This is a genomic window from Microbacterium sp. P03 (genome assembly GCF_043556235.1).
GTDB lineage: Bacteria > Actinomycetota > Actinomycetes > Actinomycetales > Microbacteriaceae > Microbacterium.
The window spans coordinates 1214496-1228334 of sequence record NZ_JBIGIM010000001.1 but is presented as its reverse complement, the minus strand read 5'-3'; the positions used below and the strand labels follow the sequence as shown (position 1 = coordinate 1228334).

The 13839-nt window shown below is 67.8% G+C and carries 10 protein-coding genes and 2 tRNA genes; 5 read left to right on the top strand and 7 right to left on the bottom strand.

Annotated elements, in window-relative coordinates; genetic code table 11:
• The first annotated feature begins 37 nt into the window (after nucleotides 1-37).
• The 4 genes from ACFXOO_RS05980 (at nucleotide 38) to ACFXOO_RS05965 (ending at nucleotide 5976) form a co-directional block, all read left to right on the top strand.
• Entirely contained in the window at nucleotides 38-907 is an 870-nt protein-coding gene (locus tag ACFXOO_RS05980; RefSeq protein WP_378839321.1) for a PAC2 family protein, read from the top strand.
• A gap of 121 nt (nucleotides 908-1028) precedes the next feature.
• Entirely contained in the window at nucleotides 1029-3608 is a 2580-nt protein-coding gene (gene valS / locus ACFXOO_RS05975) for a valine--tRNA ligase (RefSeq protein WP_378839318.1), read from the top strand.
• 82 nt (nucleotides 3609-3690) lie between these two features.
• Nucleotides 3691-3858: a hypothetical protein gene (locus tag ACFXOO_RS05970; protein WP_378850646.1), complete on the top strand. Its 168-nt coding sequence runs from the start codon at nucleotides 3691-3693 to the stop codon at nucleotides 3856-3858.
• Between the two features lie 60 nt (nucleotides 3859-3918).
• Nucleotides 3919-5976, top strand: coding sequence for a M3 family metallopeptidase (locus ACFXOO_RS05965; RefSeq protein WP_394563033.1), 2058 nt, complete (start codon nucleotides 3919-3921; stop codon nucleotides 5974-5976).
• Between the two features lie 55 nt (nucleotides 5977-6031).
• On the opposite strand, the gene clpX is transcribed toward ACFXOO_RS05965, so the two are convergent.
• From clpX to ACFXOO_RS05940, 5 genes are all read right to left on the bottom strand, one after another.
• The gene (gene clpX, locus ACFXOO_RS05960) at nucleotides 6032-7303 is read right to left on the bottom strand and encodes an ATP-dependent Clp protease ATP-binding subunit ClpX (RefSeq protein ID WP_378839310.1); all 1272 of its coding nucleotides are present in this window, start codon (nucleotides 7301-7303) and stop codon (nucleotides 6032-6034) included.
• A 200-nt stretch (nucleotides 7304-7503) separates the two neighbouring features.
• Nucleotides 7504-8169 carry an ATP-dependent Clp protease proteolytic subunit gene (locus ACFXOO_RS05955; protein WP_378839308.1) on the bottom strand — a complete coding sequence of 222 codons (666 nt, stop codon included), beginning with the start codon at nucleotides 8167-8169 and terminating at the stop codon, nucleotides 7504-7506.
• 24 nt (nucleotides 8170-8193) lie between these two features.
• Nucleotides 8194-8796, bottom strand: coding sequence for an ATP-dependent Clp protease proteolytic subunit (locus ACFXOO_RS05950; protein WP_378839494.1), 603 nt, complete (start codon nucleotides 8794-8796; stop codon nucleotides 8194-8196).
• A 238-nt stretch (nucleotides 8797-9034) separates the two neighbouring features.
• Complete coding sequence (tig, locus tag ACFXOO_RS05945) at nucleotides 9035-10567, bottom strand: trigger factor (protein ID WP_394563032.1); 1533 nt, start codon at nucleotides 10565-10567, stop codon at nucleotides 9035-9037.
• A 73-nt stretch (nucleotides 10568-10640) separates the two neighbouring features.
• Nucleotides 10641-10714 (bottom strand) — tRNA-Pro (locus tag ACFXOO_RS05940).
• 243 nt (nucleotides 10715-10957) lie between these two features.
• Between ACFXOO_RS05940 and ACFXOO_RS05935 the strand changes: the two genes are divergently transcribed.
• Nucleotides 10958-11031 (top strand) — tRNA-Gly (locus ACFXOO_RS05935).
• Between the two features lie 66 nt (nucleotides 11032-11097).
• On the opposite strand, the gene ACFXOO_RS05930 is transcribed toward ACFXOO_RS05935, so the two are convergent.
• Together ACFXOO_RS05930 and ACFXOO_RS05925 are read right to left on the bottom strand one after the other, a co-directional pair.
• A complete protein-coding gene (locus ACFXOO_RS05930) occupies nucleotides 11098-11634 on the bottom strand; it encodes a gamma carbonic anhydrase family protein (protein ID WP_378839302.1) in 537 nt (178 codons plus the stop codon).
• Nucleotides 11635-11672: 38 nt separating this feature from the next.
• Entirely contained in the window at nucleotides 11673-13817 is a 2145-nt protein-coding gene (locus ACFXOO_RS05925) for an acyltransferase family protein (RefSeq protein ID WP_394563031.1), read from the bottom strand.
• Nucleotides 13818-13839 lie beyond the last annotated feature (22 nt).

Sequence of the window (13839 nt, the reverse complement as noted above, 5' to 3'; positions counted from 1 at the left end):
CCTATCCTGGATGAACTCCCCCAGCAGAGGAGGTCGCGTGGACGGACTGGGTCGTAGGGTGATCGTCGCGGCGTTCGACGGCTGGAACGACGCCGGAGAAGCCGCATCCTCCGCGGTGACGCTGCTTCGCGAAGAGGGCGCTTACGAGCCGGTCTTCTCGGTCGATCCCGAGCTCTACTTCGACTACCAGTACACGCGGCCGCATCTCGAGACCGACGGCGACGGCAAGCGTCAGCTGCGCTGGCCGGAGGCGACGCTCTACCGTCCGCGGCGAGCGACCCGTGGCACGCAGCTGTGGTTGCTCACTGGTGTCGAGCCGGCGCGCGCGTGGCAGGCCTTCGCAGGCGAGTTCATGGACGTCGCCCTGCGCGAGGACGTCACGGGTTTCGTCGCCCTCGGTTCGATGATGTCCGACGTACCCCACACGAGGCCGATCTCGGTCTTCGCGGGCAGCGACAACGAGCAGCTGCGCCTGTCGCTCGAGGTGGAGCGCAGCACGTACGAAGGTCCGGTCGGCATCCTCAGCGTCCTGGGTCAGGCCGCCGATCTCGCAGGCATCCCCGCAGCGAGCCTGTGGGCGAGCGTCCCGCACTACGTCGCGGGACATACCCCGTCGCCCAAGGCCTCCCTCGCACTGCTGGATCGTCTCGAGGACATCACGGGGGCCAAGGTCCCGCGTGCCGACCTGGCGACGGCCTCGGCGGCGTGGGAGGCCTCGATCGACGCCGCGGCAGCAGACGACGAGGAGATGACGGAGTACATCCGCCAGCTCGAGAAGACCCGCGACACGTGGGACTCCCCTGAGGCTTCCGGCGATGCCATCGCCCAGGAGTTCGAGCGCTATCTGCGACGCGGGGACGGCGGCGGAGGCCCGACCAAGCCGGGCCGCGACGAACCCCGTCGATAGCAGCATCCCGGCTCCGTCCCCGGATCCGCAGGAGGCCGACGTGCCCGGGCGGCTAGGATTGACGGGCATCCACACTCAGGCACGCTCACACAGTGCCGCACATATCGCACGAGGAGACCCCATGTCGAACGCGCACATTCCCGACAAGCCCGCTCTCGAGGGTCTCGAGGAGAAGTGGGATGCCGCGTGGAAAGCGCAGGGCACGTACCTGTTCGATCGGCGTCTAGCCGCCGAGCGGGGCAGAGCGGGAGTCTTCTCGGTCGACACTCCCCCGCCCACGGCCTCGGGCAGCCTGCACATCGGGCACGTGTTCTCCTTCACGCACACCGACCTCAAGGTGCGGTTCGAGCGGATGCGCGGCAAGTCCGTCTTCTACCCCATGGGGTGGGACGACAACGGTCTCCCCACCGAGCGCCGCGTGCAGAACTACTACGGCGTGCGCTGCGACCCGTCGCTGCCATACCAGAGCGGGTTCACGCCGCCGTTCGAGGGCGGCGACAACAAGTCGAGCCGCGCCGCCGACCAGGTTCCCATCAGCCGCCGCAACTTCATCGAGCTCTGCGAACGCCTCACCGTGGAGGACGAGCAGCAGTTCGAGTCGTTGTTCCGGCAGCTCGGTCTGAGCGTCGACTGGACGCAGACCTACCGCACGATCTCCGATGACACCATCCGCACGAGCCAGCTCGCGTTCCTCCGCAATCTCGAGCGCGGGGAGGCGTACCAAGCGCTGGCCCCGACGCTGTGGGACATCGACTTCCGGTCCGCGATCGCCCAGGCGGAACTCGAGGATCGCGACCAGCCCGCCGCTTACCATCGGGTCGCCTTCCACAAGACCGACGGCACCGGCGACGTGCACATCGAGACGACGCGTCCCGAACTGCTGCCCGCCTGCGTCGCGCTCGTCGCGCACCCCGACGACGAGCGCTATCAGCCGCTCTTCGGAACGACCGTGCGCACCCCCCTCTTCGACGTCGAAGTACCCGTGTTGGCGCATCCCCTCGCGCAGAAGGACAAGGGTTCGGGCATCGCCATGATCTGCACCTTCGGCGACGTGACGGACATCATCTGGTGGCGAGAGCTCGACCTTCCGAACCGCACCATCCTCGGCAAGGACGGCCGCCTGCTCCCGGACGCCCCCGACGTGATCACCACGGAGGACGCGCGCGCGGCGTACGCCGAACTCGCGGGCAAGACGGTCTTCAGCGCCAAGAAGACCATCGTGGACCTGCTGCGCGCATCGGGTGACCTGATCGGTGAGCCGAAGCCGTTCACGCACGCCGTGAAGTTCTTCGAGAAGGGCGACCGGCCGCTCGAGATCGTCTCGACCCGGCAGTGGTATCTGCGCAACGGCGCGCGCGACGCGGATCTGCGCGAGAAGCTGATCGCCTTCGGGCAGGGCATGGGCTGGCATCCCGACTTCATGCGCGTCCGCTACGAGAACTGGACCAACGGGCTGACCGGCGACTGGCTGGTCTCGCGCCAGCGCTTCTTCGGGGTGCCCATTCCCGTGTGGTACGGCCTCGACGACAACGGCGACCGCGATTTCGCGCGCGTGATCGTCCCCGACCTCGGTCAACTTCCGGTGGACCCCACGGTGGACGCCCCGGCCGGTTACGACGAGTCGCAGCGCGGTCAGGCGGGTGGATTCGAGGGCGAACAGGACATCTTCGACACGTGGGCGACGTCGTCGCTCACCCCGCAGCTCGCGGGCGGCTGGGAGCGGGACGACGAGCTGTGGCAGCTGGTCGCGCCGTTCGATCTGCGCCCCCAGGGCCAGGACATCATCCGGACGTGGCTCTTCTCCACGATGCTGCGCAGCGTGCTCGAAGACGGTCGGTCTCCGTGGACGGATGCGGCGATTTCGGGCTTCATCGTCGACCCCGACCGCAAGAAGATGTCGAAGTCGAAGGGGAACGTGGTCACCCCCGCCGACATCCTCGATCAGCACGGCACCGACGCGGTGCGGTACTGGGCGGCCTCCAGCCGCCTGGGCTCTGACGCGGCCTTCGATCCGCAGAACCCGACCCAGGTGAAGATCGGCCGTCGCCTCGCGATCAAGGTGCTGAACGCCGCGAAGTTCGTGCTGTCCTTCCCGGTCCCCGACGGCGCGCAGGTGACGCACGCCCTCGACGCGTCGATGCTCGCGACGCTCGACGTCGTCGTGCGCGAGGCGACGCGCGCCTACGAGGCCTACGATCACGCGCGTGCGCTCGAGCTGACCGAGTCGTTCTTCTGGACGTTCTGCGACGACTATCTCGAGCTCGTGAAGGAGCGTGCGTACGATCAGTCCGACGTCGGCCAGGCGTCCGCGGCGCTCGCGCTCCGACTCGCGTTGTCGACCCTCTTGAGGCTCTTCGCCCCCGTTCTCGCGTTCGCGACCGAGGAATCATGGTCGTGGTTCGAGCACGGCTCCGTGCACGTGGCGCCGTGGCCCGAGCCTCTCGGCTTCGCGGGCGATCCGGCCGTCCTCGCCGCCGCGAGCGAAGCTCTCGTCAGCATCCGTCGCGCCAAGACCGAGGCGAAGGCCTCGCAGAAGACCCCCGTCACCCGGGTGACGATCTCCGCGCCCGCCGCGGCGATCGCCATCCTGCAGCTGACCGAAGGCGATCTGAAGGCCGTGGGACGCATCAGCGAGATCATCTACGCAGAGGCGGAGTCGACGTCGGTGACCGATATCGTCCTCGCCGCCCCGGAGGTGTGAGATGCGACTGGGCACACGGTGGACGGCCGGAGACGAACCCCCGGCTGCGGTTCCGGCCCCGCTGCGCGCGCAGATCCTAGCGGTGGAGGCAGCGAGTCCGCCGGATGCCCTCGGGCAGGCCGCACCTCGTTGGACCCTGACGTTCCTGGAGGGCCGCCCGGTGGCGGAGTCCGAGACCGGCGTCATCGTCACGCTCGACGCCGACGGAAATGCCGTGGTGCGACACGATCACGACGACGGGTTCGCCTGACACCGTGAGCCTCGCGGGCTGGCGGCGGAGAGGCCCGGACTCGGCGCTTACGCTGGCATCATGACGGATGCCGCTTCCAATCCACTTCTTTCCCCGAGCACTCTCCCCTATGGGCTCCCGCCCTACGACCTGATCCGGCCCGAGCACTACCTTCCGGCATTCGAGCAGGCATTCGCCGAGCACCGTGCGGAGGTCACCCGCATCACCGTCGCCCGCTCGATGCCGACCTTCGAGAACACCATGGTCCCTCTCGAGGCGAGCGGGGATCTGCTCGGCAGAGTGGCCCGCACCTTCTACACGGTGTCGTCGGCCGATGCCACCGAGCAGATCCAGGAGATCGAGGAGGCGCTCGCACCGCTCATGTCGGCGCACCACGATGCGATACAGCTCGACAGTCAGCTCTACTGGCGCATCAAGACGCTGCACGATCAATTGCCCACCCTCGACCTCGACCCCGAGCAGACGTACCTCGTCGAACGGCACTACCGCGAGATGTCGCACGGCGGCGCAGGGCTCGACGACGGGGCGAAGGCGCACCTGACCGACCTCAATCAGCGGCTGTCGACGCTCACCACCACGTTCGAGAAGAACCTGCTCGCCGACACCAACGACCTCGCCGTGGTGTTCGAGAATGCGTCTGACCTCGACGGACTGACGGCGGGCGAGTTGTCCTCGACCGCGCAGGCCGCGACCGACCGGGGGCTCGACGGCAAGCACGTCGTGACGCTGACCCTGTTCACGGGACACCCCTATCTCGCGAGCCTTACGGATCGTACGAGTCGCCGGCGCATCCTCGACGCCTCCCGTGCTCGCGGCTCGCGGGCGGGTGCCCATGACAATCGCCCCGTTCTGCGCGAGATCGTGAGACTGCGTGCCGAGCGCGCCTCCCTTCTCGGGTATGACTCGCACGCGGCATACGTCACCGCTGATCAGACCGCGGGATCGCCGGAGGCCGTCCACGAGCTGCTGCGCAGGCTGGCCGTCCCTGCCGCGCGCAACGCCGCCCGGGAGCAGGCCGCCCTGCAGGACATCATCGACGCCGAGTCCGATCCGTTCCCGCTCGAAGCGCACGACTGGGCGTACTACACCGAGAAGGTGCGCGCGGCCCGCTACGATCTCGACACCGCGGCCCTGCGGCCCTGGTTCGAGGCGGAGCGGGTGCTGCAGGAGGGTGTCTTCTACGCTGCCACGGCGCTGTACGGCATCACCTTCACGGAACGGCACGATCTGAGCGGGTATCACCCCGACACGCGTGTGTTCGAGATCCACAATGCCGACGGATCGGCGCTCGGCCTCTTCGTACTCGACCTGTACACCCGCGACACGAAGCGCGGCGGCGCCTGGATGAACTCCATCGTGTCGCAGTCGCGCGTGCGCGGGACCGCCCCGATCGTGGTCAACAACCTGAACGTCTCGAAGCCCGCCGCGGGCATGCCGACGCTGCTGACCCTCGATCAGGTCACCACACTGTTCCACGAGTTCGGTCACGCCCTGCACGGACTCTTCGCCGAGGTGACCTACCCGCATTTCGCGGGGACGGCCGTCTTCCGCGATTTCGTCGAGTTCCCCAGTCAGGTCAACGAGATGTGGATCTACTGGCCGGAGGTCCTCTCCCACTACGCCAGGAACGTCGAGACCGGGGAGCCGCTGCCGGCCGACGTCCTGGAGAAACTCAAGGCGGCCGAGGTCTTCAATCAGGGCTTCGCCACCAGCGAATACCTCGCGGCGTCGTGGCTCGACCAGGCATGGCACTCACTCAGCGCGGACGAGGCCGCCGCCGACACCGATGTCACCGAGTTCGAGGCATCCGCTCTCCGCGATATCGGACTCGACAATCCGGTCGTGCCGACCAGATACTCATCGACCTATTTCGCGCACGTGTTCTCCGGCGGCTACAGCGCCGGCTACTACTCCTACATCTGGAGCGAGGTGCTCGACGCCGACACCGTGGAGTGGTTCGAAGAGAACGGCGGATTGACGCGGGAGAACGGCGACCGCTTCCGGGCGCGACTGCTGGGAGTCGGCGGGTCGAAGGATCCACTGGCGGCCTACCGCGACTTCCGCGGCCGGGACGCCGACATCCGCCCGCTCTTGGAGCGCCGGGGGCTCACCGACTGACGTCGGTACGGGCCCCGGCCAGACCGGAACGCCTGGCCGCTCGGCGTGGGAGCGGTCAGGCGCTCTTGAGCTTCTCGCCGCGCAGGATGATCGTGGGCGTGGCGCCCTTCTCCACTGCCTCGCGGGTGATGATCACGCGCTCGATGTCTTCCGCCGACGGGATGTCGAACATGATCGGCCCCAGAACGTCTTCGAGGATCGCCCGCAGGCCTCGAGCGCCGGTCTTGCGGAGCACGGCGAGATCGGCGATGGCGCGCAACGCGTCTTCCTCGAACTCGAGCTGCACGTCGTCGAGCTCGAACATGCGCTGGTACTGCTTGACCAGCGCATTGCGGGGCGCCGTGAGGATCTCCATCAGCGCATCCTGATCGAGATGTGAGACGGAGGCGACGACCGGCAGCCGACCGATGAACTCGGGGATGAGTCCGAACTTGTGCAGGTCTTCGGGCAGGACGTCCATGAAGAGGTTCATGTCTTCGTCCTTGTCGTGCAGCGGGGCGCCGAAGCCGACGCCGTGCTTGCCGACACGTGCCGAGATGATCTCTTCGAGACCCGCGAAGGCGCCCGCCACGATGAACAGCACGTTCGTCGTGTCGATCTGGATGAACTCCTGGTGCGGGTGCTTGCGTCCCCCCTGTGGCGGGACCGAGGCGACCGTTCCCTCGAGGATCTTCAGCAGCGCCTGCTGCACACCCTCACCCGATACGTCACGGGTGATGGAGGGGTTCTCCGCCTTGCGGGCGATCTTGTCGACCTCGTCGATGTAGATGATGCCGGTCTCGGCACGTTTCGTGTCGAAGTCCGCGGCCTGCAGCAGCTTGAGGAGGATGTTCTCGACGTCTTCTCCGACGTAACCCGCCTCGGTGAGTGCGGTGGCGTCGGCCACGGCGAACGGCACGTTGAGCCGCTTCGCGAGCGTCTGCGCGAGGTAGGTCTTCCCGCAGCCCGTGGGGCCGAGGAGCAGGATGTTGCTCTTGGCGATGTCGACGTCGTCGGCGCGCTGCTCGGCGGTCTGGAGGGTGCCGTGCGCGCGGACGCGCTTGTAGTGGTTGTAGACCGCGACCGACAGGGCGCGCTTCGCGTCGACCTGGCCGACGACGTATTCCTCGAGGAAGGAGAAGATCTCGCGGGGCTTGGGCAGATCGAAATCGGAGACGACGCCGGTCGTGGACTCCGCCATGCGCTCTTCGATGATCTCGTTGCACAGCTCGACGCACTCGTCGCAGATGTACACGCCGGGACCGGCGATCAGCTGCTGTACCTGCTTCTGGCTCTTCCCGCAGAACGAGCACTTGAACAGATCGGCACTTTCACCGATGCGAGCCATCAGGCTCCTCCTCGTCGCCGCGGGGTGTCCCCCTGGTGTGTGCTTCGAGCCTAGCCGCTGGCATCGACAACGGGTGGATTGCGGCAGGCGTTGTGAACGGGGGTGTCACCGCACGGACGGGAGTCCGACCGTGTGCCCCGGAACGACGGATGCCTCGCCCGTCGAGCGACGAGGGGCGAGGCATCCGGTGCGTCGTGCGTCTAGCTCGTCAGCGCGGCGGGCGTGCGCTTGCGCGTCGTCAGCACCTGGTCGACCATGCCGTACGCGAGGGCCTCGTGCGCCGACAGGATCTTGTCGCGGTCGATGTCCTTGTTCACCTTCGCGACATCCTGACCCGTGTGGCGGGCCATGGTCTCTTCGAGCCACGTGCGCATCCGGAGGATCTCCGCAGCCTGGATCTCGATGTCGGAGGCCTGGCCGTGTCCGGCCTCGCCGACCGCGGGCTGGTGGATGAGGATGCGCGCGTTCGGCAGCGCGAGGCGCTTGCCGGGTGCACCCGCGGCGAGGAGCACGGATGCCGCTGACGCCGCCTGTCCGAGCACGACCGTCGAGATCTGCGGCGCGATGTACTGCATCGTGTCGTAGATCGCGGTCATGGCCGTGAAGGAGCCACCGGGCGAGTTGATGTACATGATGATGTCGCGCTCGGGGTCCTGCGACTCGAGGACGAGCAGCTGGGCCATCACGTCATCCGCTGATGCGTCGTCGACCTGGACGCCGAGGAAGATCACACGATCTTCGAACAGCTTGTTGTAAGGGTCCTGGCGCTTGTAGCCGTAGGCCGTGCGCTCTTCGAACTGCGGAAGGATGTAGCGGCTGCCGGGCATCTGCAGCCCCTGCGGGTTTCCGAAGGTGGGGGTGTTCATGCGTTCTCTCTCTTTCGCCTTCGGTCAGTCCGCGGTCACGCCGACGACATCGGTTCCGCCGCCGCCGACGACCTCGGTGAGGTGGGCGCGGATGTGGTCGACGAAGCCGTAGTCCAACGCCTCTTCGGCGGTGAACCAGCGGTCGCGGTCGCCGTCTTCGTTGATCTGCTCGACGGGCTTGCCCGTCTGCGCTGCGGTGATTTCGGCGAGGCGGTTCTTCATCGAGATGATGAGCTGCGCCTGCGTCTGGATGTCGCTGGATGTGCCGCCGAACCCGCCGTGCGGCTGGTGCAGGAGCACGCGGGCGTTGGGCGTGATGTAGCGCTTGCCCTTCGTGCCGCTGGTCAGCAGCAGCTGACCCATCGAGGCGGCCATGCCGATGCCGACGGTGACGATGTCGTTCGGGACGAACTGCATCGTGTCGTAGATCGCCATGCCGGCGGTGATCGAGCCACCGGGCGAGTTGATGTAGAGGAAGATGTCCTTCTCTGCGTCTTCGGCGGCGAGGAGGAGGATCTTCGCGCAGATCTCGTTCGCGTTCTCGTCCCGCACCTCCGATCCCAACCAGATGATGCGGTCTCTCAGTAGCCGGTCAAAGACACTTGTCGCGACCAGGGGTTCGGCCATCATTGCTCCGTTCGTTGTACGTCTGAGACGAATCTACCGGCGGGTTTCCGCGCCGCTCCCCGTGTTCGCCGTCGGCATAGCCGTGTCGCTGTCACGCCGTTCCCGCGTGCGGCCCGTGACCGATCGCGCACGCTGCGGAAGGCGTACGACCCGTCCTCCCTGCACCGCCTCGCACCGGGCCTGCGAACGCGAAGGGGGTGGGATGCCGCAGCATCCCACCCCCTTCGCCGCACAAGATCTACTCGGACTCGGCAGCCTTCTTCGCCGCGGGCTTCTTGGCGGCGGCCTTCTTGGCCGGCGCCTTCTTCGCGGCGGGCTCGGCGGCGGGCTCTTCGGCAGCAGCGGGAGCGGCGGCCTTCTTGGCGGGCGCCTTCTTCCCGGCGGGCGGGGCCGCGGGAGCTTCCTCGGCCTCGATGATCGCGTCGGCGTCGGAGGCGGCATCTGCGATGTCCTGCGCCTCGTCGACGACCTCCTCCTCGGCCTCGTCCTCGTCGTCGGTCGCGACGAATCCGGTCAGGTCGACCGTCTTGCCGTTGGTGTCGACGACGGTGACTTTGCCGAGTGCGACGGCGAGCGCCTTGTTGCGCGCGACCTCACCGACGAGCGCCGGGAGCTGTCCGTTCTGCTGGATCGTCTCCACGAACTCCTGGGGGGCCATACCGTACTGCGCGGCCGACTGGATGAGGTACTGGGTCAGCTCGTCCTGCGAGACCTGGACGTTCGACTTCTCTGCGATCGCGTCCAGCAGCATCTGCGTGCGGAACTGCTTCTCGCTCGCCTCGGTCACCTCGGCGCGGTGCACGTCGTCTTCGAGGCGGCCTTCGCCCTCGAGGTGCTGGTGCACCTCGTCCTCGACGAGCTGGGGAGGAACCGGAATGTCGACCTGGGCGAGGAGCTCCTCGACGAGCTTGTCGCGGGCAGCGGAGCCCTGGGTAAAGACGGACTGCTGTCCGACCCGCTCCTTCAGGCTCTCGCGGAGCTCGGCGATCGTGTCGAACTCGCTGGCGATCTGCGCGAAGTCGTCGTCGCTCTCGGGCAGCTCGCGCTCCTTGACAGCGGTCACGGAGACGGCGACCTCAGCCTCCTCGCCGGCGTGGTCGCCGCCGACGAGCGTGGAGCGGAACGTGGTGTCCTCGCCCGCCGTGAGGGATTCGATCGCCTCGTCGATGCCGACGAGCAGCTCACCGGAACCGACCTCGTACGACACGCCCTGCGCGCGGTCGATCTCGGTGCCGTCGATCGTGGCGACCAGATCGAGCTCGACGAAGTCGCCGGTGGTGGCCGGCCGGTCGACGGTGACCAGCGTGCCGAAGCGCGCGCGGAGGCGGTCGAGCTCTTCGTCGATCGCCGCGTCGTCGGTCTCGACGGCGTCGACGGTGATCGTGGTGCCCTCGAAGTCGGGCAGGTCGAACTCGGGGCGGACGTCGACCTCGACCTCGACGAGCAGGTCACCGGAGAAGTCCTTGTCGGACGGCCATTCGACGACGTCGGCGCTGGGGCGGCCGAGCGCGCGGACACCGAGATCCTGGACGGCTGCGCGGTAGAACGTGTCGAGGCCCTCGCTGACGGCGTGCTCGAGGACCGCGAGGCGGCCGACGCGCTGGTCGATGATCGGCGCGGGCACCTTGCCCTTGCGGAAGCCGGGAATCTGCACATCCTGCGCGATGTGCTCGTACGCGTGCGCGATGCTCGGCTTGAGCTCGTCGGGCGTGACCGTGATGTGCAGCTTGACCCGGGTGGGGGTGAGCTTCTCGACGGTGCTGTTCACCATGGTGTTCGTTCTCCTCTGTGTTCCGCGCATGCGCGCGGCGGCTGAAGGGCGGGGGTTCGTCGGGGCCGGATTGTCGGGGCGACAGGATTTGAACCTGCGACCTCCCGCTCCCAAAGCGGGCGCTCTACCAAGCTGAGCTACGCCCCGGGAGGTCACGCGCACACGCGGACACGAAACGACCCCGAGAAGTCTAGCCGACCTGGGTGTGCGGCATCCGCTCCCCTGTTGTCGCGTGCGTTCGAGGATGGTCGCCGATTCCGTTAGGATTGCGGATGCCACGGCCTCTGAGCCGGCGGCGATGACATGCGGATACGCATGCTAACCGAATACGGAAAACCCCGGCCCGACGTCTGAACCTCCTATCGGAAGACCAGATCAGGCCGGAAATCCGGGGCTGTAGCTTAGTGGTAAAGCCTCTGTCTTCCAAACAGATGATGCGAGTTCGATTCTCGTCAGCCCCTCCATATGTCCGCGGATCCGCGGACTCCGCGTCCCCCTTTTCAGCCCGAACCGAACCGGCCCGGGCCGCCTCAGAGCGACGCGGCGGCTTCGTGGGTGCCCGTGTGCGCGCGGTAGATCTGCGCGTTGCGGACGATCCCGGCCTTCTCATCGTCGGTGAGGCTGCGGCGCACCTTCGCCGGGACGCCGGCCACGAGCGAACCCGGAGGAATGACGGACCCCTCCAGGACGACCGCTCCCCCGGCGACGAGACTGCCCGTGCCGATGACCGCTCCCGACAGGACGACGCTGCCCATGCCGATGAGGCATCCGTCCTCGATCGTGCAGCCGTGGACGACGGCGTTGTGGCCCACGGAGACGTCGCGCCCGATCGTGACCGGGTGTCCGCGGTCGACGTGCACCGAGACGTTGTCCTGGATGTTGCTCCCCGCGCCGAGGGTGATGGCATCGCTGTCCGCGCGGAGGACGGCGTTGTACCAGATGCTGCCACCCTCCTCGAGGGTGACGGCACCGATTACCCGTGCCCCGGCGGCCACGAAGGCGTCGGGATGCAGTGACGGTACGAGCCCGGCGACGGACAGGACGGAGGCACCTTCGGCGATGGTCATGACCTCACCCTACGGCGACCGTTCCGGGCCTCCCCGCGTCAGGGAACCCCGGCCGCGAGGGCTGCCGTGATCGCCGCGGTGTACTGGGGGGCCAAGGTGTCGGCGAACGTCACCGTCAAGTGATCCTGATCGCGGTACAGGTTGGCGCCCCCCACGACGGGGAAGCACGCGGAGTCGTCGCAGAAGACATCGGTGAAGTCGAGGAGGGTGACGCCGGGGATGCCGGCGGCGGCGTCCCGCAGCGGATCGTCCTCGACGAGCATCTCGGAGCGCGCACCGACGCAGGACGCCTCTGCGCGGGTGCGCAGGCACTTGTTGGGGTCGGTCTCCCACACGGGGTTGTCGACGACGGTGATGACCGGGATCCCCCGATCCAGCACTTCGCTCCACGCGCCGCGGTATCCGGCGACGGCGGCGTCGTGCGAGGAATCGAACCCGGCCGAGGAGTACGGGGTGGAGGCGATCGCCGCGGTGAAGACGGCATCGATGTCCGCGTCGCGGAGCGCCGCGGTGACGCCGTTCCGCCACGTCGTGCACGCGTCGCCGAATGCGCCGGGCGTCGACAGGGGCGTCGTGCTCCATGCGCACGCGCCTTTGAAGAACGTGACGAGGTGCCAGCCGTTCTCCTCCGCCATGCGCTCGAAGGTCGACAGCAGCTGGAAGGCGTGACTGTCGCCGATCAGCGCGATGCGCGGAGCATCCGGATCATCCGAGCCGAAGTCGCATGAGACGGGTCGCGAGTCGTTGAGCTGCACGAAGCACCGCTCGTCAGCGGGCCGATCGACCCCCGCGAAGCCCGGCGCGGGGAGGATCGTCCCGCCGAAGTCGGTGCCGGCGCAGCCCGCCTCGAGCACGCTCGCCGCACCGAAGCAGTCGGGCGGATCCTCCCGCAGCTGCGCGAGGGACTGCACGCCGTCGCGATAGGCGGGAGCATTGACGGCCCATGCGGCGCCCGCCGTGCCCGCCACCAGCACCATCGCGGCAAGGGACGCCCACAGGGTCACCGCCGCCCGACGCGTGACCAGCACCTTCCAGTGGCGGGCCGGATCCTCGACGAAGCGCTTGGTCAACCAGGCGAGCACGAAGCAGATCGCCAGCAGGGCGACGCGGTGGTAGATCGTCAGCCCCCAGAAGGGCACCGACGGCGCGATGATGATCAGCGGCCAGTGCCAGAGGTAGAGCGAGTACGAGATGTCGCCCGTGAACTGCGCCGGACGGATCGCCAGGATGCGCGTCGGCTGCCACCATCCCGAGGTGTTCGAGGCGGCGATGATCGCGGCGGCGCCCAGAGCGGGAAGCGCCGCCGCGTAGCCCGGGAACGGCGTCTGGCCGTCGAAGCGGAACGCGGTGTACAGCAGCGCGAGGACGCCTGCCCACCCGAGGACGAAGCTGCCCACGGCGTGGCGGACCCGCAGCCTGGGCACCAGTGCGACCAGCGCGCCCAGACCGAATTCCCACATGCGGCCGAACGTGACGAAGTAGGCCGGCGCCGGGTTGGTGAGGGTGAACGCGACGCAGAAGATGAAGGATGCTGCGGTCACGACGCCGATCGCAACGAGGACGGCGCGTCTGCGCGACGCCCGGAAGGACTTCACGCCGACCCATGCCGCCAGGAGCATGATGAGTGGCCACATCACGTAGAACTGCTCTTCGAGCGACAGCGACCAGTAATGCTGCACGGTCGTGGGGTCGCCGGAGTGGTTCAGGTAGTCGGCCGAACTGAGGGCCAGCGACCAGTTCTCGACATAGAACGTCGAGGCGATGATCTCGCGCACCTCGTTCGGCACAGCCGACGTGGGCATCAGGTAGGGCGACATCACCGCGAGCGCGCAGAACAGCAGCACCAGGAGCGACGCCGGCAGCAGCCGTCGGGCGCGCCGCGCCCAGAACTGTCCCAGACGCACGGTGCCCGTGGCGGCGATCTCGCGCATCAGGTGCGCGGTGATGAGAAAGCCGGAGATGACGAAGAAGATGTCGACACCCACGTATCCGCCCGGCAGTCGCGCCGGCCAGAAGTGATAGAGCACCACGAAGAGCACGGCGATCGCGCGCAGACCCTGCACGTGCGGGAGGAAGCGCGAGGGCTCCGCGTGCTCGGGCGAGCGGTCGAGAGGCTCGCGATGCACGGTCGTCGCCGGCCGGCCGAGGTCCTGAGGGCCGAGGTCATGGTCTGCGGATGGCACGCTTCGACGCTAGTCGCACGGT